The organism is Rhizobium sp. CCGE 510 (genome assembly GCF_000292525.1).
In the GTDB taxonomy this organism is placed as follows: domain Bacteria; phylum Pseudomonadota; class Alphaproteobacteria; order Rhizobiales; family Rhizobiaceae; genus Rhizobium.
In genome coordinates, this window is the sequence record NZ_AEYF01000044.1 from 497102 (window position 1) to 520247 (window position 23146).

The 23146-nt window shown below is 61.8% G+C and carries 25 protein-coding genes and 1 pseudogene; 20 read left to right on the forward strand and 6 right to left on the reverse strand.

Annotated features, from left to right (window positions below; translation table 11 throughout):
• Positions 1 to 64 precede the first annotated feature (64 nt).
• From RCCGE510_RS22475 to RCCGE510_RS22540, 14 genes and pseudogenes are all read left to right on the forward strand, one after another.
• Positions 65 to 556: a universal stress protein gene (locus RCCGE510_RS22475; protein ID WP_007633769.1), complete on the forward strand. Its 492-nt coding sequence runs from the start codon at positions 65 to 67 to the stop codon at positions 554 to 556.
• A gap of 106 nt (positions 557 to 662) precedes the next feature.
• Complete coding sequence (locus RCCGE510_RS22480; protein ID WP_003588987.1) at positions 663 to 1229, forward strand: NifU family protein; 567 nt, start codon at positions 663 to 665, stop codon at positions 1227 to 1229.
• An 88-nt stretch (positions 1230 to 1317) separates the two neighbouring features.
• Complete coding sequence (tsaB, locus tag RCCGE510_RS22485) at positions 1318 to 1980, forward strand: tRNA (adenosine(37)-N6)-threonylcarbamoyltransferase complex dimerization subunit type 1 TsaB (protein ID WP_007633770.1); 663 nt, start codon at positions 1318 to 1320, stop codon at positions 1978 to 1980.
• Positions 1981 to 1982: 2 nt separating this feature from the next.
• Entirely contained in the window at positions 1983 to 2477 is a 495-nt protein-coding gene (locus tag RCCGE510_RS22490) for an N-acetyltransferase (protein ID WP_007633772.1), read from the forward strand.
• A gap of 81 nt (positions 2478 to 2558) precedes the next feature.
• Positions 2559 to 2987: a Fur family transcriptional regulator gene (locus RCCGE510_RS22495; RefSeq protein ID WP_007633774.1), complete on the forward strand. Its 429-nt coding sequence runs from the start codon at positions 2559 to 2561 to the stop codon at positions 2985 to 2987.
• A gap of 27 nt (positions 2988 to 3014) precedes the next feature.
• On the forward strand, positions 3015 to 3812 hold the full coding sequence (locus tag RCCGE510_RS22500; protein ID WP_007633776.1) for a 1-acyl-sn-glycerol-3-phosphate acyltransferase: 798 nt from the start codon (positions 3015 to 3017) through the stop codon (positions 3810 to 3812).
• 60 nt (positions 3813 to 3872) lie between these two features.
• Positions 3873 to 5282 carry a tRNA (N6-isopentenyl adenosine(37)-C2)-methylthiotransferase MiaB gene (gene miaB / locus RCCGE510_RS22505; RefSeq protein WP_007633778.1) on the forward strand — a complete coding sequence of 470 codons (1410 nt, stop codon included), beginning with the start codon at positions 3873 to 3875 and terminating at the stop codon, positions 5280 to 5282.
• A gap of 18 nt (positions 5283 to 5300) precedes the next feature.
• Positions 5301 to 6353, forward strand: a complete 1053-nt coding sequence (locus RCCGE510_RS22510; RefSeq protein WP_007633781.1) for a PhoH family protein — start codon at positions 5301 to 5303, stop codon at positions 6351 to 6353.
• Positions 6353 to 6868, forward strand: coding sequence for an rRNA maturation RNase YbeY (ybeY, locus tag RCCGE510_RS22515; RefSeq protein WP_007633782.1), 516 nt, complete (start codon positions 6353 to 6355; stop codon positions 6866 to 6868). The genes RCCGE510_RS22510 and ybeY overlap by 1 nt, the downstream gene beginning before the upstream one ends.
• On the forward strand, positions 6865 to 8013 hold the full coding sequence (locus RCCGE510_RS22520) for a hemolysin family protein (protein ID WP_007633783.1): 1149 nt from the start codon (positions 6865 to 6867) through the stop codon (positions 8011 to 8013). Before ybeY ends, RCCGE510_RS22520 begins: the two co-directional genes overlap by 4 nt.
• A gap of 194 nt (positions 8014 to 8207) precedes the next feature.
• Positions 8208 to 9812 (forward strand): apolipoprotein N-acyltransferase, encoded by a 1605-nt coding sequence (gene lnt / locus RCCGE510_RS22525; protein WP_007633784.1) that lies wholly within the window; start codon positions 8208 to 8210, stop codon positions 9810 to 9812.
• Between the two features lie 148 nt (positions 9813 to 9960).
• Positions 9961 to 10376: pseudogene (locus RCCGE510_RS22530) on the forward strand (helix-turn-helix domain-containing protein).
• A 177-nt stretch (positions 10377 to 10553) separates the two neighbouring features.
• Positions 10554 to 11792, forward strand: a complete 1239-nt coding sequence (gene metK, locus RCCGE510_RS22535; RefSeq protein ID WP_007633787.1) for a methionine adenosyltransferase — start codon at positions 10554 to 10556, stop codon at positions 11790 to 11792.
• Between the two features lie 8 nt (positions 11793 to 11800).
• Complete coding sequence (locus tag RCCGE510_RS22540; RefSeq protein WP_007633789.1) at positions 11801 to 12502, forward strand: tRNA (guanosine(46)-N(7))-methyltransferase TrmB; 702 nt, start codon at positions 11801 to 11803, stop codon at positions 12500 to 12502.
• A 298-nt stretch (positions 12503 to 12800) separates the two neighbouring features.
• Here RCCGE510_RS22540 and RCCGE510_RS22545 read toward each other — a convergent pair whose 3' ends face one another.
• Positions 12801 to 13058: a DUF1150 family protein gene (locus RCCGE510_RS22545; RefSeq protein ID WP_003570822.1), complete on the reverse strand. Its 258-nt coding sequence runs from the start codon at positions 13056 to 13058 to the stop codon at positions 12801 to 12803.
• A gap of 47 nt (positions 13059 to 13105) precedes the next feature.
• Positions 13106 to 13531, reverse strand: a complete 426-nt coding sequence (locus tag RCCGE510_RS22550; protein WP_007633791.1) for an Hsp20 family protein — start codon at positions 13529 to 13531, stop codon at positions 13106 to 13108.
• Between the two features lie 237 nt (positions 13532 to 13768).
• Here RCCGE510_RS22550 and RCCGE510_RS22555 point away from each other — a divergent pair, with 237 nt between their 5' ends.
• Entirely contained in the window at positions 13769 to 14713 is a 945-nt protein-coding gene (locus RCCGE510_RS22555; protein ID WP_007633793.1) for a nucleoside hydrolase, read from the forward strand.
• 42 nt (positions 14714 to 14755) lie between these two features.
• Here the strand turns inward: RCCGE510_RS22555 and grpE are convergent, their stop codons facing one another.
• A complete protein-coding gene (gene grpE, locus RCCGE510_RS22560) occupies positions 14756 to 15388 on the reverse strand; it encodes a nucleotide exchange factor GrpE (protein WP_007633794.1) in 633 nt (210 codons plus the stop codon).
• Between the two features lie 154 nt (positions 15389 to 15542).
• Positions 15543 to 16631 carry a heat-inducible transcriptional repressor HrcA gene (hrcA, locus tag RCCGE510_RS22565; RefSeq protein ID WP_007633795.1) on the reverse strand — a complete coding sequence of 363 codons (1089 nt, stop codon included), beginning with the start codon at positions 16629 to 16631 and terminating at the stop codon, positions 15543 to 15545.
• A 126-nt stretch (positions 16632 to 16757) separates the two neighbouring features.
• Here hrcA and rph point away from each other — a divergent pair, with 126 nt between their 5' ends.
• The 4 genes from rph to hemW are packed head-to-tail and all read left to right on the forward strand — an operon-like array spanning position 16758 to position 19756.
• Complete coding sequence (gene rph / locus RCCGE510_RS22570) at positions 16758 to 17477, forward strand: ribonuclease PH (protein ID WP_007633796.1); 720 nt, start codon at positions 16758 to 16760, stop codon at positions 17475 to 17477.
• Positions 17474 to 17890, forward strand: coding sequence for a VOC family protein (locus RCCGE510_RS22575; protein WP_037079439.1), 417 nt, complete (start codon positions 17474 to 17476; stop codon positions 17888 to 17890). Before rph ends, RCCGE510_RS22575 begins: the two co-directional genes overlap by 4 nt.
• A 9-nt stretch (positions 17891 to 17899) precedes the next feature.
• On the forward strand, positions 17900 to 18544 hold the full coding sequence (gene rdgB, locus RCCGE510_RS22580; RefSeq protein WP_007633798.1) for an RdgB/HAM1 family non-canonical purine NTP pyrophosphatase: 645 nt from the start codon (positions 17900 to 17902) through the stop codon (positions 18542 to 18544).
• Between the two features lie 9 nt (positions 18545 to 18553).
• Positions 18554 to 19756, forward strand: a complete 1203-nt coding sequence (hemW, locus tag RCCGE510_RS22585; protein WP_007633799.1) for a radical SAM family heme chaperone HemW — start codon at positions 18554 to 18556, stop codon at positions 19754 to 19756.
• Between the two features lie 51 nt (positions 19757 to 19807).
• Here the strand turns inward: hemW and RCCGE510_RS22590 are convergent, their stop codons facing one another.
• Both RCCGE510_RS22590 and dnaA read right to left on the reverse strand, forming a co-directional pair.
• Complete coding sequence (locus tag RCCGE510_RS22590) at positions 19808 to 20890, reverse strand: saccharopine dehydrogenase C-terminal domain-containing protein (RefSeq protein WP_007633800.1); 1083 nt, start codon at positions 20888 to 20890, stop codon at positions 19808 to 19810.
• Positions 20891 to 21053: 163 nt separating this feature from the next.
• Positions 21054 to 22604, reverse strand: coding sequence for a chromosomal replication initiator protein DnaA (gene dnaA / locus RCCGE510_RS22595; RefSeq protein WP_007633801.1), 1551 nt, complete (start codon positions 22602 to 22604; stop codon positions 21054 to 21056).
• Between the two features lie 85 nt (positions 22605 to 22689).
• On the opposite strand from dnaA, the gene RCCGE510_RS34860 reads away from it, so the two are divergent.
• Positions 22690 to 23025 (forward strand): hypothetical protein, encoded by a 336-nt coding sequence (locus RCCGE510_RS34860; protein WP_157179931.1) that lies wholly within the window; start codon positions 22690 to 22692, stop codon positions 23023 to 23025.
• Positions 23026 to 23146: the final 121 nt, after the last annotated feature.

Here is a 23146-nt window from a genome sequence, read left to right on the forward strand (position 1 = left end):
CCGGGGGGAGAAGCGGAAAAACTGGGCTTGCAAATTTTCCGCTTCGGGTGTCAGAGTCCGCGCCATGGTATCGAAGCGACTCTCACGGCTCGAAGGTCATCGCCGCAAATTCATGGCGGTGATCGACGGTACACCCGAATGCCAACGCGCCGTTCATTATGCCGGCCGGCGCGCGAAGAATTCCAATGGCGGGCTGGTGCTGCTCTACGTCATCCCCGACGGGGATTTCCAGCAATGGCTCGGCGTCGAGGCGATCATGCGGGCCGAAGCCCGCGAAGAGGCCGAAGCCGTCGTTGCCAAGATCGCCCAGATCGTGCGCGAGACGATCGGCATCGAGCCTGAGGTCGTCATCCGTGAGGGCAGTGCGGCCGAACAGATCAACGCCGTGATCGAAGACGACCGCGATGTGGCGATCCTGGTTCTGGCTGCCGGTTCGGCGAAGGAAGGTCCAGGGCCACTGGTTTCGTCGGTTGCCGGCCGCGCGGCGGCGTTTCCGATCCCGGTGACCGTGCTGCCGGATACGCTGACCAACGAGGAAATCGACGCCCTCTGCTGATAATTTCTTGAGTAAAGATCTCTTGAATGGAACTGGCAATGGGCTTATCTTCTTTTGAAGAATTCTAAAGACGGCGAAGCCATGGGCCAGCCGCATGGAGACCCCGATGTTCATTCAGACCGAAGCCACGCCGAATCCCGCCACGCAGAAGTTCCTGCCGGGCAAGGTGGTGATGGAAAACGGCACCGCCGAGTTCCGCAGTGCCGAGGAGGCGGAGGCTTCGCCGCTCGCTGCCCGCCTGTTCGAAATCCCTGGCGTCACCGGCGTCTATTTCGGCTATGATTTCATTTCCGTCTCCAAGGACGATGCCGAATGGCAGCATCTTAAGCCGGCTATCTTAGGTTCGATCATGGAGCATTTCATGTCCGGCAAGCCGGTCATGGGCGATGCCTCCATCCTCTCGGAAGACGTCGATGCCGGCGACGAATTCTTCGACGAGGGCGATGAATCGATCGTGCTGACCATCAAGGAGCTTCTCGAGACCCGCGTGCGCCCCGCCGTTGCCCAAGATGGCGGCGACATCACCTTCCGCGGCTTCAAGGACGGCAAGGTCTATCTGAACATGAAGGGGTCCTGCGCCGGCTGCCCGTCTTCGACGGCAACGCTGAAGCACGGCGTCCAGAACCTGCTGCGCCATTTCGTCCCGGAAGTGCAGGAAGTGATTGCCGCTTAAAAAGCTTGGATCCGTCCGGCCGTTCATCTCTCGTTCGGCCGGACGGATTTATGATCAAGCGACAATAGATTTTTCGGAAATTGATGGCATGATTGTTCTGGCGCTCGACACGGCAGGTGTAGACTGCGCTGCCGCCGTTTACGACAGCGGCAGGAATACGATGCTGGGGGAGGCATCGGACATGATCGGCAAGGGGCATGCTGAGCATCTGATCCATATCGTCGATCGCGCGCTCGATCAGGCGGGGCTGGCACTTTCTCATATCGACCGCATTGCCGTCACCATCGGTCCCGGCTCGTTTACCGGTATCCGCGTCGGCGTTGCCGCAGCCCGCGGTTTTGCGCTTTCCCTCAATGTGCCTGCCGTCGGCGTCACCACGCTCGAGGTCATGGCATCAGCCCAGCGCCAAAAGACGCCCCATCGTGCCGTGCTGGCAGCAATGGATGCCAAGCGAGACGAAATCTACCTCCAGTCCTTTTCAGCCGACGGTTCATCCCTCGACGCACCTCGGGCGTTGAGCGTTGCGCAAGCGCAGGCTTTTGCCAGAGGCTTCGACGGCGAGATCACCGGTTCGGCGACGCCGCTGCTGAAGGCCGATGCCGGCGGCGATCACACCAACAGTTTCCCGATCTCCGTCGTGGCGCGCCTCGGTGCTGCCGCCTCCCCCGATGCCGGAAAGCCGAAGCCCCTTTATCTGCGCGGACCCGATGCCAAGCCGCAGGCCGGGTATGCGATCGCCCGACGAGTGTGACCATGCTGGAATCCTATCTGACGCTGAAGCCGGAATTCGAGATCATCGCCATGGAGCGCGAGGATTGCCGCGATGTCGCCGTGTTGCACGGGGAGCGCTTCGCCCGGCCCTGGGGCGATGGTGAATTTCACGGCCTGCTTATGCAGGACACCGTGTTCGGTTTCGTCGCGCGCCAGACCAATGCCTTCCTGAAGAAGCCGCTTCCCGGCTTTATCCTTGCCCGCCATGTCGCCGGCGAGGCGGAGATCCTGACGATCGCCGTACAGGCGAAAGTCGCCCGTGCCGGGCTCGGCTGGCGGCTGATGCAGGCGGCGATCAGGGAAGCCCGCGCGCGCGGCGGCGAGAGCATGTTTCTCGAAGTCGACAACGGCAATACCGCAGCCCTTGGCCTCTATCGCAAGCTCGGCTTCGAAAAGGTCGGCGAACGCAAGGGTTACTACAAGCAGGACAACGGCGCCCTCTCCACGGCGCTTGTCATGAAGCGCGTTCTTCGGTAGTTGCCTTGCAGCGAGATGACATGCAGGCCGGCGCAAGCGCCGTGCGGCGTTGTCGAAACATGGATATTTTACAGGCGGGCCATGTCTGATGTAGCCAAGACCCTTGAGGAGCTTTGCACCGAACGCGGCATGCGCATGACCGAGCAGCGCCGCGTGATCGCGCGCATCCTCGAAGATTCCGAAGACCATCCCGACGTCGAAGAACTCTATCGCCGCTCGGTGAAGGTCGATGCGAAGATCTCGATTTCGACCGTCTATCGGACCGTGAAACTGTTCGAGGATGCCGGCATCATCGCCCGCCACGATTTCCGCGACGGCCGCTCACGCTACGAAACGGTACCGGAAGAGCATCACGACCACCTGATCGACCTGAAGACCGGCACGGTCATCGAATTCCGCTCGCCGGAGATCGAGGCGCTGCAGGAACGCATCGCCCGCGAGCATGGCTTCCGGCTGGTCGACCACCGGCTCGAACTCTACGGCGTTCCGTTGAAGAAGGAAGATCTCTGAAGCAATGGCCGCCCGGGAGACCAGCATTTGATCGCCTGGCTGCGCATCACGCTTGCCGCGATCGTCATCTTCACCGTCAGCATCGTGCTCATGCCGCTGCAGGTGCTGGCGCTCAGTTTCGACTGGCGGCTGCGCCGCAGGCTGCCGCGCGTCTGGCACCGTATCGTCTGCTATTGTCTCGGTATCCGCGTTCGCGTCAGCGGCAGGCTGGAAGAGCGCCGGCCACTGATGCTCTGCTCCAACCACTCGTCCTGGCTCGATATCATGGTGATGTCGGCGGTTGCCGACGTCGCCTTCATCGCCAAGATCGAGGTGGCCGACTGGCCGATCTTCGGCACGCTCGCCAAGCTGCAGAAGAGCGTCTTCGTCGTGCGCGAGGAGAAGCGCAGGACCGGTCACCAGGCCAACGAGATCGCCGGGCGCATGGCCGACGGCGAGATCGTCGTGCTTTTCCCGGAAGGGACGACTTCCGACGGCAACCGGCTGCTGGAGGTCAAATCCTCGCTGTTCGGCGCCGCGGCGATGGCCGTGCCCGCTTCGCCGACGGGAACCGTCGTGGTGCAGCCGGTGGCGATTGCCTATACCAGGGTGCACGGTATCGCCATGGGCCGCTATCACCGGCCGCTCGCCGCCTGGCCGGGGGATATCGAGCTGCTGCCGCATCTGATCGATATCGTGCGATGCGGCGCGATCGACGCCGAGGTTTGCTTCGGCGAGGCGGTGGATTACCGCGCCGACACCAATCGCAAGGAAGTGAGCGGTACGATCGCATTGCGCATCCGCAACCTGTTGAACAGCTGCCTGCGCGGGCGGGAAATCTCTTAGCTCGCTGCTAAAACAAGATTTCGATTTTCTCGGACGGCAAAAACCACTAAATAGCGCGCCATGACACAGGACAGCGCCCTTTTCCAAGCCCCGGAGCCGATCGTCGCCGACGGCAGCAACAGCCGCAAGGTCTTCATCAAGACCTATGGCTGCCAGATGAACGTCTATGATTCGACGCGCATGAGCGATGCGCTCGCCCGCGACGGTTACGAACCGACGGAAGATATGGAAGAGGCGGACCTGGTCCTGCTCAACACCTGCCATATCCGCGAAAAGGCGGCCGAAAAGGTCTATTCGGCGCTCGGACGGCTGCGCGACATGAAAAAGAGGAAGGCAGCGGACGGAAGGGAGATGATGATCGGCGTTGCCGGCTGCGTTGCCCAGGCCGAAGGCGAGGAGATCCTGCGCCGCGCGCCTGCCGTCGACGTCGTCATCGGCCCGCAGACCTATCACCGCCTGCCGGAGGCGCTGCGCCGGGCCAAAGAGGGCCAGCGCGTCGTCGATACGGAATATGCGCTCGAGGACAAGTTCAAGCATCTGCCGATCGCCGAGAGCCGCAAGATCCGCGCCCGCGGCGTCACCGCCTTCCTGACGGTGCAGGAGGGCTGCGACAAGTTCTGCACCTTCTGCGTGGTGCCCTATACGCGCGGCTCGGAAGTGTCGCGGCCGGTTTCTCAGATCGTCGAGGAAGCCGAAAAGCTCGCCGACAGCGGGGTGCGCGAAATCACCCTGCTCGGACAGAACGTCAATGCCTGGCACGGCGCCGGGCCGCAGGGCGAGGCATGGAGCCTCGGCGATTTGCTCTACCGCCTTGCCGAGATCCCCGGCCTTGCGCGGCTGCGCTATACCACAAGCCATCCGCGCGACATGGACGACCGGCTGATCAACGCCCATCGCGACCTCAGGGCGCTGATGCCCTATCTGCACCTGCCGGTGCAATCGGGCTCCGACCGTATCCTCAAAGCGATGAACCGACGCCACACGGCAGCCGAATATCTGACGCTGATTGCGCGCATCCGTGCGGTGCGGCCCGATATCGCGCTGTCGGGCGATTTCATTACCGGCTTTCCGGGGGAGACAGACGCCGATTTTGAGGATACACTCCGGCTTGTGGAGGAGGTCCGTTATGCACAGGCCTTCTCGTTCAAATACTCGACACGGCCGGGCACGCCCGGCGCGGAGCTGAAGGACCAGGTGCCGGAAGAGATCAAGGCAGAACGGCTGGAACGCCTGCAAGCGCTTCTCGTGAAGCAGCAGCAGGAATTTGCCGAATCCTGCATCGGCAAAGAGATCGATCTGTTGCTCGAAAAGCCCGGTCGCATGCCGGAACAGCTAATCGGCCGTTCTCCCTGGCTTCAATCCGTGAATGTTGATGCAAAAGCATCGCAAATCGGTGACATTATTAAAGTGCGAATCACCGGAACCGGAAACAACAGCCTGTTTGCCGAACGCGCAGAGGCTGCGGTTTAACCCAAGGAGCCCGACCGCTTGAACGGACAAGAATTGGTTTCTTCTTCACCGCGCCACCCCCGCACGCCAAGCGACTCCAATCACTTTGTCCTGACGTTCGAGAACAACCGCTTCGCCAGCGAGCTTTTCGGTCAATTCGACCAGAACCTCAAGCTGCTCGAGGAACGGCTCAACATCGATGCGCGGGCGCGCGGCAATTCGGTCGTCATATCAGGCGATGTCGTGACCACCAACCAGGCGCGGCGCACGCTCGACTATCTCTACGAAAAACTTCAGAAAGGCGGCAGCGTGGAACGATCCGACGTCGAGGGCGCAATCCGCATGGCGGTCGCCGCCGACGATCAGCTCAGCCTTCCCACGATGGAGCGCAAGGCCAAGTTGACGATGGCACAGGTTTCCACCCGCAAAAAGACGATCATCGCCCGCACGCCGACGCAGGACGCCTATATCAGGGCGCTGGAACGCGCCGAAATGGTCTTCGGCGTCGGCCCGGCCGGCACCGGCAAGACCTATCTCGCCGTCGCCCATGCCGCCCAGCTGCTGGAGCGCGGTGCCGTCGAAAAGATCATTCTGTCGCGCCCTGCCGTCGAAGCGGGCGAGCGCCTCGGCTTCCTGCCCGGCGACATGAAGGAAAAGGTCGACCCCTACCTTCGCCCGCTCTATGACGCACTCTACGACATGATCCCCGCCGACAAGGTCGACCGGGCGATCACCGCCGGCGTCATCGAAATCGCGCCGCTCGCCTTCATGCGCGGCCGCACCCTGGCCAACGCCGCCATCATCCTCGACGAAGCGCAGAACACGACATCGATGCAGATGAAGATGTTCCTGACGCGTCTCGGCGAAAATGCCCGGATGATCATCACCGGCGACCCGAGCCAGATCGACCTGCCGCGCGGCATCAAATCCGGTCTCGTCGAGGCGCTGCAGCTGCTGAACGGCGTCGAGGGCATCTCGATCGTGCGCTTCAAGGATACCGACGTCGTCCGCCATCCGCTGGTCGGGCGCATCGTCAGGGCCTATGATTCGACCTATGCCGTCGAAACCGAAGCAGTCAGCCGGCAGGACTGATGGCCGACCTCGACATCCAGATCAGCGTCGAGGACATCGGCTGGCCGGGCGAGGAGACGCTGCTGTCGTTTTGCGAACGCGTGCTCGGCGCAGCCGTGGTCTATCTCCGCGACAGCGAGAAGCAACCGTTCCCGACGATGCCCCCCGAGGTTTCGCTTGTCTTCACCGACGACGCCTCGATCCAGGACATCAACGCCGAATGGCGCGGCAAGGACAAGGCGACCAATGTGCTGTCGTTTCCGGCCTTTCCGGTTCAGCCCGGCAAGATGCCCGGTCCGATGCTCGGCGACATCATTATCGCCCGGGAGACGGTGGAGCGGGAAGCCGACGAGCTCGAAAAGAGTTTCGACGACCACCTGACCCATCTTCTGGTGCACGGTTTCTTGCATCTTCTCGGCTACGACCATATGAATAGTGCCGAAGCCGAAACTATGGAGGGGCTGGAGACTCGCATTTTGGCGCAGCTCGGCCTATCTGATCCCTACGAGGGTCAAGACCTTAAAATGGAACCATGAGCGACTTTACGACGAAGCCGGCGGCAGACGCCAAGGACTCCGAGCCATCCTCCTCTTCGGACGAGGCAGGCAGTAGTCGGCCATCTGGCCGATCCCAATCCTTCTGGTCGCGCGCCGCGCGCATTCTCCGTCCGCAGCAGGGCTCGCTGCGTGAGGATCTTGCCGACGCGCTGATGACCGATGCGCATGGCGACGACGCCTTTTCGCCCGACGAACGGGCAATGCTGCACAACATCCTGCGCTTTCGCGAGGTGCGCGTCGCCGACGTGATGGTGCCGCGCGCCGATATCGAGGCGGTCGACCAAAATATCACCATCGGCGAACTGATGATCCTGTTTGAGGAATCCGGCCGCTCGCGCATGCCCGTCTATGCCGATACGCTCGACGATCCGCGCGGCATGGTGCATATCCGCGACCTGCTCTCCTATGTCGCCAAGCAGGCGCGCAACAAGCGCCGCGGCGCGACGAAACCGGCCGTTAGCCTGCCGGCGCTACCGGCGATCGAGGTTGCGCCCGAAAATATCCAGAAGACCACACGTGCGGCCAAGACCAATCTGGATCTCGCCCGCGTCGACTTGCAGAAGACGCTGACGGAAGCCGGCATCATTCGCAAGATCCTGTTCGTGCCGCCATCGATGCTGGCGTCCGACCTGTTGCGGCGCATGCAGGTGAACCGCACGCAGATGGCGCTCGTCATCGATGAATATGGTGGCACCGACGGGCTCGCCTCGCATGAGGACATCGTCGAAATGGTGGTCGGCGACATCGACGACGAACATGACGACGAAGAGGTGATGTTCAAGCGGGTCGCCGAAGACGTGTTCATCGCCGACGCCCGCGTCGAACTGGAAGAGATCGCCGCGGCGATCGGGCCGGATTTCGACATCAGCGAGCAGGTCGACGAGGTCGATACGCTGGGCGGCCTGATCTTCTCCGCGCTCGGCCGCATCCCGGTGCGGGGTGAGGTCGTCCAGGCGCTGCCGGGCTTCGAATTCCACATCCTCGACGCCGATCCGCGCCGCATCAAGCGGCTGCGCATCACCCGCAAGCGCCATGCAATCCGCCGCCGCGCCAAGGCGGATGGCGACATCACGCCCGGCTCCGACGCCGGCGACGACCGGTCGGCGGAATCGACCGCCAACTAAAGTTGGTTGTTTTGTGCATGTCGTTATCCCGGAACGGCTGCACACTTCAGGGCGATCTGTTCTCAACTAAGGAGTCAGAGCATAGTGTCGCCCGAAAACCGCTCACACTTTTCGGCATCATGCTCTAGCAGGACAAAGAGCCGCTTTTTTGAAAGACTGCGGATGGGTTGATTCGCGGTTTGATGGGAGTGCGCATGGAGCGGCTTGCGGACAGGGTTATCCTCGTCTGGGGTTTCAAACGGTCGCTGCTGGCCATCGCCGCCGGGGCATTCGCGGTTCTGGCGCTGCCGCCCATCGGCTTTTTCGCGGCGATGTTCGTTTCCTTCACCCTGCTCGTCTGGCTGATCGACGGGGCGGCGGCTTCGCCTGAAAGCGGCCTGATGGGCAGGCTGTGGCCGGCCTTTGCCACCGGCTGGCTGTTCGGCTTCGGTTATTTCGTCGCCGGCCTCTGGTGGGTTGGCCATGCGCTTCTGGTCGATCAGGAAGAATTCGCCTGGGCGCTGCCCTTGGCAATTCTCGGGCTGCCGGCCTGTCTTGCGATTTTCTACGGACTGGCGGCCGCCCTTGCCCGCATCTTCTGGTCCGATGGCATGGGACGGATCGCCGCACTTGCGGCCGGCTTCGGGCTGATGGAATGGCTTCGAAGCGTCATCCTGACCGGCTTTCCCTGGAACGCCATCGGTTACGGCATGATGCCGGTTCCGCTGATGATGCAGTCGGCGCATCTGATCGGGGCAATGGGGGTGACGGCCCTTGCCGTCTTCGTCTTTTCCGCACCTGCCCTTGCCGGGACGCGGCAAGGGGCGCGGCCGGGCATCGCGTTCGCCGTCCTGCTCTTTGCCGCCCATCTCGGTTATGGCGCTTACGCTCTCCATCTTGCGCCGCGACCGGACATATTGCCTGAGGACAAGCGGCCGGTGGTGCGGCTGGTGCAGCCGGCCATCGACCAGACAGCCAAGATGGACAACGACGTCGACCGCAACGCGATCTTCGAGACGCATCTGAAGCTGTCGGCCGAAGCGCCCAGGAATGGCGGGCGCAAGCCCGATATCATCGTCTGGCCGGAAACCGCGATCCCCTTCATCCTCACCGACAATCAGGATGCGCTGACGCGGATCGCCGACACGCTCGACGACAGTCAGATCCTGATTGCCGGCGCCGTCCGCGCCGAAGAGATGGGACCGGGTACGCCGACGCGCTATTATAATTCCATCTACGTCATCGACGGCCGCGGTCAGATCATCGCCGCCTCCGACAAGGTGCATCTGGTACCCTTCGGCGAATACCTGCCCTTCGAGGACCTACTCTCCGAATTCGGCATCCAGAACATCGTCGAGATGCCGGGCGGGTTTTCGGCGGCGGCGAGCCGGCATCTGCTGGCGCTGCCCGGCGGGCTCAATCTCTATCCGCTGATCTGCTACGAGATCATTTTCCCCGATGAAATGACCGGCGACATAAAAGACGCCAATGCGATCCTCAACATCACCAATGATGCCTGGTTCGGTGCGACACCCGGCCCCTATCAGCACTTCCAGCAGGCGCGGATCCGGGCGGTCGAAACCGGTCTGCCACTGATTCGCGACGCCAATAGCGGCATTTCAGCAATTGTGAATGCACAAGGGGAAGTAATTGCGGGCCTCGGTCTCGAAGAAACCGGCTTTATTGATGCAACTCTCGATAGGTTAGGGGGAGAAGCTGGAACGACATTTCCCCTGCAAACACACTTCTGGTTGACCGAGGCGCTGCTCATTTTGATTGCGCTGGTTTCTCGTAGAGGTTTTATTTCCGGGTTGAATTGACCAAAAACCCCTAAAATTGCATAGTGATGACAATCGGCGTTCCGAACGTATGTTCAAAGGTGGGTTCTCACTGCTTGCAACGTGGCGTTTGGGATGGATCAGGGGCATGCCGGTTAAACAGGTTGAAATTCTTAGCTAGGGCACGACCATGATTGAAAATAAAAAGAAGCCGAATCCGATCGACATCCACGTTGGCAGCCGTATTCGCCTTCGCCGAACAATGCTGGGCATGAGCCAGGAAAAACTCGGGGAAAGCCTCGGCATCACCTTCCAGCAGATCCAGAAATACGAAAAGGGCACCAACCGCGTCGGCGCAAGCCGTCTGCAAAATATCTCGAACATCCTCAATGTTCCGGTTTCCTTTTCTTCGAGGACGCGCCTGGCGAAAATTCTGGCGCCGCCGGCGGCATGGAAACCTCCAGCTCGAATTACGTCGTCGATTTCCTCTCTTCCTCGGAAGGCCTGCAGCTCAACCGCGCCTTCGTCAAGATTTCCGATCCCAAGGTTCGCCGCAAGGTCGTGGAGTTGGTGAAGGCTTTGGCCGCTGAGGCCGACGCCGACTGAACCAGCTCCGTCGCAGAATCCCAAAGGCGGCCGAAAGGCCGCTTTTTTGCGTTTTTGGGGCAAAATTTGTCACTTTGCCGCAGATATAAAGATATATTTATGTCCTTCTGCGCTTGTCATGGAGCCTCGAACTGAGTACCTACTAGCGAGATTTTGTTCTTTGAGGGGAATCCCGGAATGCGCGCGAATTATCTCTTTACCAGCGAATCTGTTGCCGAAGGTCATCCTGACAAGGTCTGTGACCGCATCTCCGACGAGATCGTCGATCTGGTCTACCGCGAAGCGGCCAAGACCGGCGTCAATCCGTGGGGCGTGCGTATTGCCTGCGAAACGCTGGCAACGACCAACCGCGTCGTCATCGCCGGTGAAGTCCGCCTGCCGCCGAGCCTGATGAAGAAGGATAAGGATGGCAAGGACGTCATCAATCCTTCCAAGTTCAAGGCCGCTGCCCGCCGCGCCATCAAGGATATCGGCTACGAGCAGGACGGCTTCCACTGGAAGAAGGCAAAGATCGACGTGCTCTTGCACTCGCAGTCGGCCGACATCGCGCAGGGCGTCGACAGCGCCGCCGACCAACAGGGTGACGAAGGCGCCGGCGACCAGGGCATCATGTTCGGTTACGCCTGCCGCGAAACGCCGGACCTGATGCCGGCTCCGATCTATTACTCCCACAAGATCCTGCAGTTGCTCGCAACGGCCCGCAAGAAGGGCGACGGCGACGTCGCCAAGCTTGGTCCCGACGCCAAGAGCCAGGTGACGGTGCGCTACGTCGACGGCAAGCCGTCGGAAGCAACCTCGATCGTACTTTCGACCCAGCATCTCGACGAGAGCTGGGATTCGAAGAAGGTCCGCGCCGTCGTCGAGCCCTATATCCGCGAAGCGCTCGGCGAACTGAAGATCGCTGACGATTGCAAGTGGTACATCAACCCGACCGGCAAGTTCGTCATCGGCGGACCGGACGGCGATGCGGGCCTGACCGGCCGCAAGATCATTGTCGACACCTACGGCGGCGCGGCTCCGCATGGCGGCGGTGCATTCTCCGGCAAGGACACGACGAAGGTCGACCGTTCGGCTGCCTATGCCGCCCGCTATCTTGCCAAGAACGTCGTCGCCGCCGGCCTTGCCGATCGCTGCACGATCCAGATCTCCTACGCGATCGGCGTTGCGCAGCCGCTGTCGATCTATGTCGACCTGCACGGCACCGGCAAGTTCACCGAAGATCAGGTCGAGGCGGCGATCCGCAAGAATATGGACCTGTCTCCGACCGGCATCCGCCGCCATCTCGACCTCAACAAGCCGATCTATGCGAAGACCTCCGCTTACGGCCATTTCGGCCGCAAGGCCGGCCGCGATGGTTCGTTCTCCTGGGAGCGCACGGACCTCGTGAAGGCGCTCAAGGAAAGCGTGAAGGCCTGAGATAAAGCATGACGGATATGGAACGCCGCGGCCGCGCGACCGAAGCCTTCTTCGGTCGCCGTAAGGGCAAGGCCCTGCGCGAACAGCAGGCCGAGACGCTGAACAGTCTGCTGCCGGCCTTCCTTATCGATCTTTCAGCGGCTCCCCCGGAGCCGCTGGCATCGCTCTTCCCGGTTCCGGTCGAGAGATTGCGGCTGGAAATCGGTTTCGGCGGCGGCGAACACCTGATCCACCGCGCCCTCGAGACACCCTCGACCGGCTTTATCGGCGTCGAGCCCTTCGTCAATTCCATGCAGAAACTGCTGTCTCGCGTCGACGAGACCGGCGCGCGCAATATCCGCGTCTATAATGACGACGCGACGCAGCTGCTCGACTGGCTGCCGGCCGCTTCGCTCGATCAGATCGATCTGCTCTATCCCGACCCCTGGCCGAAACGGAAACACTGGAAGCGGCGCTTCGTCTCGAAGACCAATCTCGACCGCTTCCATCGCGTGCTGAAGCCCGGCGGCCTGTTCTGCTTTGCCTCCGACATCGACACCTATGTGAACTGGACGCTGCTCAAATGCCGCGACCATGGCGGCTTCGACTGGATGGCCGACAATGCAGCCGACTGGCTGACGCCCTATCAGGGTTGGCCGAGCACGCGCTACGAGGCCAAGGCGCGCCGCGAGGGCCGGTCCTCGGCCTATCTGACGTTCAGGAAGATCTGAGTTTCAGCGAAGTCGGCAAAGGCGCTCATAAACGGCGTGCCGTGTGGCCCCCTCATCCGACCCTTCGGGCCACCTTCTCCCCGCTTGGGAGAAGAGGGAGCAAGCTGCTTCGTTATCGATCCCATTGGATGCCGTGCTTTTGAACAGCCGGGTTCATTTGGGCAGCATCGGCGCGGCATTCTCCCCTCTTCTCTCCAGCGGGGAGAAGGTGGCCCCCATGGTCGGATGAGGGGGGCCACAGGCACAGCACCAAAGGCGATTAACCTATCCTGAAGCAGCGTCCGACAATTAGGCACTCTCAGTGCAGGCTGACCGTCTTCAACTCGTCCTCGGCGGCCTTGAAGAAGGTGCTGGAGCGATTGTCCGTCAGAAGAATCGGCGTGCCGTCGGCGCCGAAGAGTGCCCAGAGGTCGACGTTCGGATCGATATCCGGCGCCTCGGGAAAGCACTTGGCGACCTCTTCGGTGCGCATTTTTCTGATATAGGCGACCTCGCCGCTGCCGATGTGGGCAAGCTCGGATTTGGTCAAGTGAGACGTGGCTTCTTTCATCAACATTCCTGTTCCTCCGGAAGAAGGGACCAACGGTTCGACACACCGTTGTGCTACTGTGAGACCGAAATGTTAATTTTCTTGACCATGCGCGCGGGTTCCGGACGAATTAGATCGACGGAGAGCAGACCGTTCTTCAGGCCGGCTCCCAGCACCTGCATGCCATCGGCCAGAACGAAGGTGCGCTGGAACTGGCGGGCGGCGATGCCGCGATAGAGATAATCCCGTTCACCCTGCTCCACCTGGCGGCCGCGGATCAGAAGCTGGTTTTCCTCGATGGAGACATCGAGTTCCTCCTCGCCGAAACCGGCCACCGCAAGCGTGATGCGCAGACGTTCCGGCGCGGCGCTATCGGCGCCGATGCGTTCGATATTATAGGGCGGATATCCGTCGCTCGCCTTGGAAATGCGCTCCAGCGTCTTTTCCATGGCATCGAAGCCCAGAAGCAACGGGCTGGCGAAAGGGGTAATGCGGCTCATCTTTTTTCAAGTCCTTGATGCAAGCGACCTTCCCGGACCTTACGGGCAGCATCCGGATGCCGCTAATATGGGGACAGCATCCCGGCGCTGCAAGACGCAGGCGACGTCCCGGCCGCACCCTCAATTTTAAGGTGGTGGCGGCCGGCTGCTTGACAAAGCGCCTGCTGCCTCGCATCAAAACGTGCCGGCGCTGAATGTGCCGATTTGTGACGAGAAATGAAGAAAACGGTGCATCGGATGGCAAACGCAAGAAAGATCATCATCGACACGGATCCCGGTCAGGACGACGCGGCCGCCATCATGCTGGCTTTCGGCAGCCCCGAGGAGTTGGAGGTACTGGGCATCACCACCGTCGCCGGCAACGTGCCGCTTTCGCTCACCAGCCGCAATGCACGCATCGTCTGCGAGCTCTGCGGCCGGACGGAGACGAAGGTTTTCGCCGGCGCCGACGCGCCGATTGCCCGCAAGCTGGTGACCGCCGAACATGTGCACGGCAAGACCGGCCTCGACGGCCCTGAGCTCGCCGAGCCGACGATGGCGCTGCAGCCCGGCCATTCCGTCGACTTCATCATCGAGACGCTGCGCCTGGAGCCGGAAGGCACGGTGACGCTCTGCACGCTTGGGCCGCTCACCAATATCGGCATGGCCTTGCAGAAGGCACCCGATATCGCCCCGCGCATCCGAGAGTTGGTGATGATGGGCGGCGGCTTCTTCGAGGGCGGCAACATCACGCCGGCGGCCGAATTCAACATCTATGTCGACCCCGAGGCAGCCGATATCGTCTTCCGCTCGGGCGTACCGATCGTGATGATGCCGCTCGACGTGACGCACCAATTGCTGACCCGCAAGGACCGGGTCAAGCGCATGGCCGAGATCGGCACGGCGCCGGCAAAGGCCATGGTCGAGATGCTGGAATTCTTCGAGCGCTTCGACATCGAGAAATACGGCTCCGACGGCGGGCCGCTGCATGACCCCACAGTCGTCGCCTACCTGCTGAAGCCGGAGCTTTTCCAGGGCCGAGACTGCAATGTCGAGATCGAAGTTCAGTCCGAACTCACCGCCGGCATGACGGTGGTCGACTGGTGGCATGTCACCGAGCGCAAGCGCAATGCGAAAGTCATGCGCCACGTCGATGCGGACGGCTTCTTCGATCTGCTGATCGAACGCTTCGCCCGCATCTGATTTTTTGAATGTCCTTCTCCTGACGAGAGGACAACGGCAGCCTCAGGCGTCCTTCTCGTCGAAGACCGAATTGGTCTCGGCTTCGGCCGCCTTCGGGCCGCCCTTGGCAACGCCGACCATGGCCGGGCGCAGCACGCGCTCGCCGATGGAAAAGCCTGCCTGCACGACCTGAACGACGGTGTTGTTCGGCACGTCGGGGTTCGGCACCTCGAACATCGCCTGATGGAAATTCGGGTCGAATTTCTGGCCGACCGGCTCCAGCTTGCGAACGCCATGGCGTTCGAGAGCCGACAGCATGGCGCGCTCGGTCATCTCGACACCCTCGATCAGCGTCGTCAGGCCGGCATCGGCCGCGTCCTTGAGCTCTGGAGGGATGGCGTCCAGCGCCCGGCGCAGATTGTCCGAGACGGCAAGCATGTCGCGCGCGAAACCGGCAACGGAATAGGACTTGGCATCCTTGACCTCGCGCTCGGTGCGCCGGCGCAGATTGTCCATCTCTGCAGCAAGGCGCAGATAGCGGTCGCGCAGTTCGCCGTTTTCGGCTTTCAGAAGCTCGAGCGGGTCCGGCTGGGTGGCCTCTTCCTGCGCAATATCGTTCTCGACGTAGGCGGCAGCGTCGGCTGCGGCATCGGCCACAGTTGCGTCAGGTCCGTTTTTCGTCGTGTCATCGGTCATGACGGTCTCCGGTTGGTGTCTTCAGATGCGCCCGATATCGAGGTTTGACCGAAAAAAATCAAGCCTGCGTGACAAAGAAGCGAAAATTCCGCCCCTGTACAGCGCCGCTCCTGTCAGATGCATAAGGACGCCGTCGCACTTCAGGGCTTCGGCATCAAAGCGGATTGCGCGAAAGCCGGGAGACGAGCTGGGCGGTGTAGTCCACCATCGGCACAATGCGGGAATAATTCAGCCGCGTCGGACCGATGACGCCGACGGCACCGACGATCCGATCGTCGTCGTCACGATAGGGCGCGACGATAAGCGAGGAGCCGGACAGCGAGAAGAGCTTGTTTTCCGAACCAATGAAGATACGCACGCCCGAACCGGTTTCGGCGAGATTGAGGATCTCGATCAGGCTGTCCTTCTTTTCGAGATCGTCGAACAGCAGCCGCAGCCGGTCGAGATCCTCGGCGCCGGCAAGTCCCTCGAGCAGGTTGGCGCGGCCGCGGATGATCAGCTGCGTCGGCTTTCCCTCGTCCGGGCTGCCGGCCCAGACCGCGATGCCGCGCTCGACGAGATCGCGCGACAAAGCATCGAGTTCGTGACGAACGTTATCCTTCAGCTGGCTCAATTGTTTGCGGAGTTCCGGCAGCGTCTGGCCGGACATGTGGGCATTGAGAAAATTCGCCGCCTCGGCCAGCTGCGAGGAGGTGACGCCCGCCGGCAGCTCGATGATGCGGTTTTCCACCTGGTCGTGGTCGCCGACGAGCACGGCCAGCGCCTTTGTCGGTTCGAGCCGGATGAACTCGACATGTTTCAGCACCGGATCGCTTTTCGAGGTGATGACCAGGCCGGCGCCGCGCGAAATGCCGGACAGCATGCGGCTGGCCTCGTTCATCATCGATTCCACCGGATTGCCGCCGCGTTCGGCCCGCACCTGCCGATCGATATTGGCGCGGTCCTCGGCGGACAGATCACCAACCTGCATGAAGGCATCGACGAAGAAACGCAGGCCGATCTGGGTGGGCAGCCGGCCGGCGCTGGTATGCGGCGAATAGATCAGGCCGAGATCTTCGAGATCGCTCATGACGTTGCGCACCGAGGCCGGCGACAGCGACATCGGCAGCAGGCGGGACAGATTGCGCGAACCGAGTGGCTCGCCGCTCTCCAGATAACCTTCGACGATGCGGCGAAAAATTTCCCTGGAGCGCTCGTCCAGTGCAGCAACGGCATCCGAAACCGACGTCGACCTGATGCCCATGAACCTCTCGAACCCGCGCTGATGATATTTCCCGAAAGTAAGTCAAACTCGCAGCCGTGGCAAAAGGGAATTTGCAAATGGGCGCCGCCAATCGTAGAAGCGGTCAACAAACCCCAGGAGATAAGAATGCGGCCTTCAGGCAGAAAAATCGACCAGATGCGCAAGGTCTCGTTCGAGCGCAATTTTTCCAAGCATGCGGAAGGCTCGTGCCTGGTGAAGTTCGGCGATACGCATGTGCTCTGCACGGCCAGCCTCGAAGAAAAGACACCGCCATGGCTGCGCAATTCCGGCAAGGGCTGGGTCACGGCCGAATACGGCATGCTGCCGCGGGCGACCGGCGAGCGCATGAAGCGCGAGGCCGCCGCCGGCAAACAGGGCGGCCGCACCCAGGAAATCCAGCGGCTGATCGGCCGGTCGCTGCGCGCCGTCGTCGACCTGCAGGCGCTCGGCGAACGGCAGATCACACTTGATTGCGACGTCATCCAGGCCGATGGCGGGACCCGGACGGCTTCGATCACCGGCGGCTGGATTGCGCTTTACGACTGCCTGAAATGGATGGAAAGCCGCAACATGATCAAGGTCGACCGGGTCCTGAAGGATCATGTCGCCGCCATCTCCTGCGGTATCTTCGCCAGCCAGCCGGTGATTGATCTCGATTACCTCGAGGATTCCTCGGCCGAGACCGATGCCAACTTCGTGATGACCGGCACCGGCGGGATCGTCGAGATCCAGGGCACCGCCGAAGGTACACCGTTCAGCGAGGGCGAATTCACCTCGCTGATGCAGCTTGCCAGAAACGGCATCGGCGAACTCGTCGCGCTGCAGAAGCAAGCCGTCGAAGGATGAACTCCATGCTGGAAGGCATGTTGGAAACGGCGCTCTATGCACGCGATCTCGACCAGGCCGAGGCGTTTTACGAAGACGTTCTCGGACTCGAAAAGATCACCCGCGCCGCCAACCGGCATGTCTTCTTCCGCTGCGGCCCCGGCGTTCTCCTGATCTTCAATCCCGAGGAAACGGTGAAGCCGCCGGCGTCTGACGCGCTGCAGGTGCCGCCGCATGGCACGACCGGACAGGGCCATGCCTGCTTTCGGGTGTCCGGCCGCAACATCGACGCGATGACTGAGCGGCTGAAAGCGGCCGGTGTGGCGATCGAATCCGAAGTGCACTGGCCGAATGGCGGCCGCTCGATCTATTTCCGCGATCCTGAGGGTAACAGCCTGGAATGCGCGGAGGCGAAAATCTGGGGCATCGAATAGGATATCTGAATGCGCAAGCTCGAAACGAAGACCATCGTCGTCGCCAGCCACAATGCCGGCAAGATCCGCGAGATCCAGGAATTGATCGGACCGCTCGGCTTCACCGCCAAATCGGCCGCCGAGCTGAACTTCGTCGAACCTGAGGAAACCGGCACCAGCTTCGAGGAAAATGCGACGATCAAGGCCATCGCCTCGGCCAACGCCGCCGGCATGCCGGCGCTTTCGGACGATTCCGGGCTGGTCGTCGATGCGCTGGACGGCGACCCCGGTGTCTACACCGCCAATTGGGCCGAGACATCAGACGGCACGCGCGATTTCGACATGGCGATGGCGAAGGTGGAGAACGCGCTGCAGGATGCCGGCGCGACCAAGCCCGAACAGCGTACTGCGCGTTTCGTCAGCGTACTCTGCCTTGCCTGGCCGGACGGTCACACGGAGCTGTTTCGCGGCGAGGTGGAAGGCAGCGTCGCCTGGCCGCCGCGCGGCGCCCAGGGCTTCGGCTACGATCCGGTCTTCCAGCCCGAGGGTTACGACATCACCTTCGGGGAAATGAGCAGCGAGGAAAAACACGGCTGGAGCGTCGGCAAGCCGCAGGCGCTGTCGCACCGGGCTCGCGCCTTCAAACTCTTTGTCGAAACCTGCCTGGAGGCATAGGATCACTCCGTGGACAATTTCGACACGCCAAGCCTTTCGCGCGACGCTGCACTGCTGCCCGATACCGGCGAGCCCGGCTTCGGCGTCTATGTGCATTGGCCCTTCTGCGCGGCGAAGTGTCCCTATTGCGACTTCAACAGCCATGTGCGCCACCAGCCGGTCGATCAGGAGCGCTTTACATCAGCCTTCCTGAGGGAGATGGCGACCGTGCGGGCGATGAGCGGGACGAAGACGGTGACGAGCATCTTCCTCGGCGGCGGCACGCCCTCGCTGATGAAACCGGAAACGGTCTCCGCCATTCTCGACGGCATTGCGCGGCACTGGCATGTGCCCGCCGGCATCGAGATCACCATGGAGGCCAATCCTTCGAGCGTCGAAGCCGAACGCTTCCGCGGCTACCGGGCGGCCGGCGTCAATCGCGTCTCGCTCGGCGTGCAGGCGCTGAATGACCGGGATCTAAAATTCCTCGGCCGGCTGCATGACGTCGCCGATGCGCTGAAGGCGATCCGGCTGGCGCGCGACATTTTTCCGCGCATGTCGTTCGATCTGATTTACGCCCGACCAGACCAGACGGTCGAGGAATGGGAAAAGGAGCTGAGGCAAGCGATCTCCTATGCGGTCGACCATCTTTCGCTCTATCAGTTGACCATCGAGGAAGGCACGCCCTTCTACGGCCTGCATAAATCAGGCAAGCTGGTCGTGCCGGATGGCGAGCAATCGGCAGTGCTCTACGAGGCGACGCAGGAGATCACCGCGCGCGAGGGCATGCCCGCCTATGAGGTTTCCAACCATGCCCGGCCGGGTGCCGAAAGCCGGCATAACCTGACCTATTGGCGCTACGGCGACTATGCCGGTATCGGCCCGGGCGCCCACGGCCGACTGACGCGTGGCCCGGAGAAGCTCGCGACGGCGACCGAGCGCAAGCCGGAAGCCTGGCTCGACATGGTCGAGCGCGACGGTCACGGCATCCTCGACGAGGAGCGGCTCGGCTACGAGGAACAGTCCGACGAGTTGCTGCTGATGGGACTGCGGCTCAGGGAGGGCGTCGATCTTGCCCGTTGGCAGCAGCTTTCCGGCCGCGATCTCGACCCGAAACGCGAGGAATTCCTGCTCGAACACAAATTCGTCGAGCGGATCGGCAATTCGCGCCTGCGCTGCACCCCGTCCGGCATGCTGATCCTCGATTCCGTCGTCGCCGATCTCGCCTGCTGACAACGGGTTGTTTCCAGCGCGGTCGACACCGCCCGCGCCGGAAAGCATATCTCAGCCGTGGCTGGTAGCGCCGGCCTTGAACAGGCTGCCGGTTGGCGTCTTCAGGAACATCTCCAGCGGAATATGCTCCTGGTGCAGGAAACCGGTCGTCGGCAGCAGGCCGTCGCGGACCATTTCGATGACGGCAACGACGGAGGCCGACGTCGTCCAGGCGATCGCCGTGCGGCGCGCGCCGGCAATCTCGATCGGGTAATAGGCGCGCACGAACTCCTTGCGGCGCAGGCTGCCGTTCTCCATGCCTTCGGCGGCGACGTGGACATAGACGACATCGTCTTCCACAGGCGGCTTGGCATTGGTCAGGATCTCGCCGGCAAGCTTGCGCTTGTCGCGCATTAAAAGCTCGTGGAAGAAGAAATTCATCAACTCCATATGGCCGGGATACCGCATGGTCTTGTAATCGAGATTGTCGATCTTGCCGAGCATCGTGTCGCACATGGTGCCAAGACCGCCAGACGTCGTGAAGGCTTCGAGCTTGACGCCGCCGACATAGACGGTCTCGTGCCACTCCATCGGCGAGACGAGCTTGCGCACTCCGCCCTCGATGACCTCGCAATCGTTCAGATATTCGTTGACGACGCCCTCAGGCGACCAGTTGAAGGCGTAACCGAGAAGGCCCGTCGGATGCTGCGGCAGGGCGCCGACACGCATGCGGATCGAACGGCAGCGATCGAAGCCGTCGGCAAGACTTGCGCCGACGATGCCGACGAAACCCGGCGCCAGGCCGCATTGCGGCGCCATCAGGCCGCGGGCGGTCTTTGACAGTTCGATGATGAAATTGGTGGTGGGAACGTCTTCGGTCAGGTCGAAATAATGAATGCCGGCCAGGTGGGCGGCGCGCGCCAATTCGATGTTCAAATGATACGGCAGGCAGGAGAGCACCGCCTCGACGCTCGAGAGCAGTTCGCCGACCACCTGAGGATCGGAAATATCGCCGGTGCGGCACTTGAAGGGAACGTCGCTCAGCGGCAATTGCGCATCGACGCCGATGACCTCGAAGCCGCCTTCATGCAACAGCGTCGCCGCCAGCCGTCCGACCTTGCCCAGGCCGATTACGGCAATCTTTCTAAAACTCATTCACTATCCTCCCATGCGCCCTCTCGGCGCTTCAGTCCTTGTCCGACGCACGCCGCTCCAAATCGGACATGCGCGGGATGGCCGGAGGTATAGAATAAAAAGCTTATAAAGCAAAACGGCCGGAATCGCTTCCAGCCGTCCAAGTTCTCCGAAAATCGGGTGGTTATTCGTTGATCAGCCGCTTGAGAAGCTCGACTTCGTGCGAAAGCTTGTTGTCGCCCGAAATCAGCTCCTCGATCTTGCGCACGGCATGCAGCACGGTCGTGTGATCGCGCCCGCCGAAACGGCGGCCGATCTCAGGGAAGGAGCGCGGCGTCAGCGTCTTCGCCAGATACATGGCGATCTGGCGCGGCTTGACGATGACGCGGGTGCGGCGGTTCGAAACCAGTTCCTGACGCGAGACGTTGTAGTGCCTGGCGACGATGCGCTGGATGTCCTCGATGCGCACACGGCGGGGCTCGCCCGAGCCAACGAGATGGGCAAGCAGCTCGTCGACGCGCTCGATCGACAGGTTCGGCTCGAAGGAGCGCCGGAAGACCAGCTGGTTGAAAGCGCCTTCGAGTTCGCGGCCGCTGGCCGTGACGTTGCGGGCGACGTGCTGGAGCAGGTCGGCCGGAATTTCCAGCGACGGATCTTCAAGCCGGGCGGCAGCGAGGCGACGCTTGAGGATTTCGAGACGCATCTCGTAATCCGGCGCGTCGAATTCGATCGCGACACCGCCCTGCAGGCGCGAGCGGACACGTGGGTCGAGCGATTCCAGCTCCCAGGGCGCCCTGTCGGCGGCGACGACCACCTGCTTGGCGCTGTCGAGCAGCATGTTGAGGAGATGGCAGAATTCATGCTGGATCATCTTGCCCTGCAGGAACTGCATGTCGTCGATGATCAGCAGATCGATGTTGCGCAGCGAATCCTTCAACGTCAGCGCATCATTGTCGCGGATCGCGGTGGCGAAGCGCCACATGAAATATTCGGCCGTCAGATAGACGACGCGCAGAGCCCGCGGGTTCTGCACTGCCGCATTGGCAATTGCCTGCAACAGATGGGTCTTGCCGAGGCCGACCGTCGAATGGATGAAGAGCGGGTTGAAGCGCACGGCGCCGGAACCGGCTTCGGCGATCGTCTTCGCCGCTGCAAGTGCTACGCGGTTCGAGCTGCCTTCGACGAAGGTGTCGAAGGTGAAGCGGCTGTCGAGCGGCGAACCAAAGAGCGGTGATCCAAAGCTTGCGGGCCTTGCCGCAGCAACTGAGGAAACCGCCTGCTGGACGGCCTGGCCGGCCGGCTGGGCACTTGCGGGACGGCGCGCCTGGGGCGCAGCGACCGGCTCGGGCTGAGCCGCCTCATCGAGCGCCTTCGTGCCGTTGCGCGTTGCCGTGCGCACCAGGACTTCGATCTTCAGGATTTCCGGATCCTCGGCCTGGAACAGACCGGTGATGAGATCGAGATAACGATTGTTGATCCATGACTTCAGGAAGGTGGTGGGAACCGAGAGGCGCACCACGCTCTTCGATACCGAATGCAGCTTCAGCCTGGCGAACCAGCTGGCATAGACGTCAGGACCAACCTGAGCCTTCAAGCGCGCGCTGACGCGCTCAAACAGGATGCTGTGCTTGATTTCCGCCTTTGCTTCTCCCACTTCGAGGCGAATGGAGCCAAACGTCTGCGGTGCCACATCCCCATTGTCGGGACCGCCCGTCGTCATCGTATTCATCTGCATAATGCCGCCTTTCAATTCCACCGGGCGGCTTCCGCTAAAATAGCCGCCCGATCATTCCCCGCTTTGGCGGGCTAACGGCATCCTCATGAAGCCGCTTTACCTGCCGGTTCACTCAAACACTGCCCCCGAAGGGACCGGCACAAAATTCCGTTGCAGGGACCGCATTCATGCGGCAACCTTCATCGGCATTCCGTGCCAGGCTGGCGGTCAATCCTCGTTTTCGACCGATCAGCCCGAACGCAATATTACTTTAACCTTCCCCGGCGGCCTCGCCTTAAACGTGTGGCCACTGAAGGCACAAAACATCCCTGCCCGTAACAGCCACGTTACGGCCCAAATCCGTCGAGTGCTTGAAAAAACGGAAGCGCAAAGCTCCGTAACAAATGGCACGAACCAATCGCCCTGCCGACGTGGCAGTTAAGACCGAGCCTCTGCAGGTGATGTCCGCGCCCTTTGTTGGAGGCCATTTAGGCAGGATCAAAAGGCAATATCAACGATGAATTTTACGCAAAATTAACAAGCGGCCATTGACTCCGCCTGCC

Excerpts from the sequence above, each read along its gene's own strand:
- RCCGE510_RS34860 (WP_157179931.1), top strand. The coding sequence starts at position 22,690 with ATGAAGCCGCTTTACCTGCCGGTTCACTCAAACACTGCCCCCGAAGGG.
- ybeY (WP_007633782.1), top strand. The coding sequence starts at position 6,353 with ATGGCCGACCTCGACATCCAGATCAGCGTCGAGGACATCGGCTGGCCG.
- RCCGE510_RS22495 (WP_007633774.1), top strand. The coding sequence starts at position 2,559 with ATGTCTGATGTAGCCAAGACCCTTGAGGAGCTTTGCACCGAACGCGGC.
- RCCGE510_RS22590 (WP_007633800.1), bottom strand. The coding sequence starts at position 20,890 with ATGAGTTTTAGAAAGATTGCCGTAATCGGCCTGGGCAAGGTCGGACGG.
- RCCGE510_RS22550 (WP_007633791.1), bottom strand. The coding sequence starts at position 13,531 with ATGAGCCGCATTACCCCTTTCGCCAGCCCGTTGCTTCTGGGCTTCGAT.
- RCCGE510_RS22480 (WP_003588987.1), top strand. The coding sequence starts at position 663 with ATGTTCATTCAGACCGAAGCCACGCCGAATCCCGCCACGCAGAAGTTC.
- RCCGE510_RS22490 (WP_007633772.1), top strand. The coding sequence starts at position 1,983 with ATGCTGGAATCCTATCTGACGCTGAAGCCGGAATTCGAGATCATCGCC.
- lnt (WP_007633784.1), top strand. The coding sequence starts at position 8,208 with ATGGAGCGGCTTGCGGACAGGGTTATCCTCGTCTGGGGTTTCAAACGG.
- metK (WP_007633787.1), top strand. The coding sequence starts at position 10,554 with ATGCGCGCGAATTATCTCTTTACCAGCGAATCTGTTGCCGAAGGTCAT.
- RCCGE510_RS22545 (WP_003570822.1), bottom strand. The coding sequence starts at position 13,058 with ATGTTGATGAAAGAAGCCACGTCTCACTTGACCAAATCCGAGCTTGCC.
- rph (WP_007633796.1), top strand. The coding sequence starts at position 16,758 with ATGCGGCCTTCAGGCAGAAAAATCGACCAGATGCGCAAGGTCTCGTTC.
- hrcA (WP_007633795.1), bottom strand. The coding sequence starts at position 16,631 with ATGGGCATCAGGTCGACGTCGGTTTCGGATGCCGTTGCTGCACTGGAC.
- RCCGE510_RS22540 (WP_007633789.1), top strand. The coding sequence starts at position 11,801 with ATGACGGATATGGAACGCCGCGGCCGCGCGACCGAAGCCTTCTTCGGT.
- RCCGE510_RS22575 (WP_037079439.1), top strand. The coding sequence starts at position 17,474 with ATGAACTCCATGCTGGAAGGCATGTTGGAAACGGCGCTCTATGCACGC.
- tsaB (WP_007633770.1), top strand. The coding sequence starts at position 1,318 with ATGATTGTTCTGGCGCTCGACACGGCAGGTGTAGACTGCGCTGCCGCC.
- dnaA (WP_007633801.1), bottom strand. The coding sequence starts at position 22,604 with ATGCAGATGAATACGATGACGACGGGCGGTCCCGACAATGGGGATGTG.
- RCCGE510_RS22555 (WP_007633793.1), top strand. The coding sequence starts at position 13,769 with ATGGCAAACGCAAGAAAGATCATCATCGACACGGATCCCGGTCAGGAC.
- RCCGE510_RS22520 (WP_007633783.1), top strand. The coding sequence starts at position 6,865 with ATGAGCGACTTTACGACGAAGCCGGCGGCAGACGCCAAGGACTCCGAG.
- rdgB (WP_007633798.1), top strand. The coding sequence starts at position 17,900 with ATGCGCAAGCTCGAAACGAAGACCATCGTCGTCGCCAGCCACAATGCC.
- miaB (WP_007633778.1), top strand. The coding sequence starts at position 3,873 with ATGACACAGGACAGCGCCCTTTTCCAAGCCCCGGAGCCGATCGTCGCC.
- RCCGE510_RS22475 (WP_007633769.1), top strand. The coding sequence starts at position 65 with ATGGTATCGAAGCGACTCTCACGGCTCGAAGGTCATCGCCGCAAATTC.
- grpE (WP_007633794.1), bottom strand. The coding sequence starts at position 15,388 with ATGACCGATGACACGACGAAAAACGGACCTGACGCAACTGTGGCCGAT.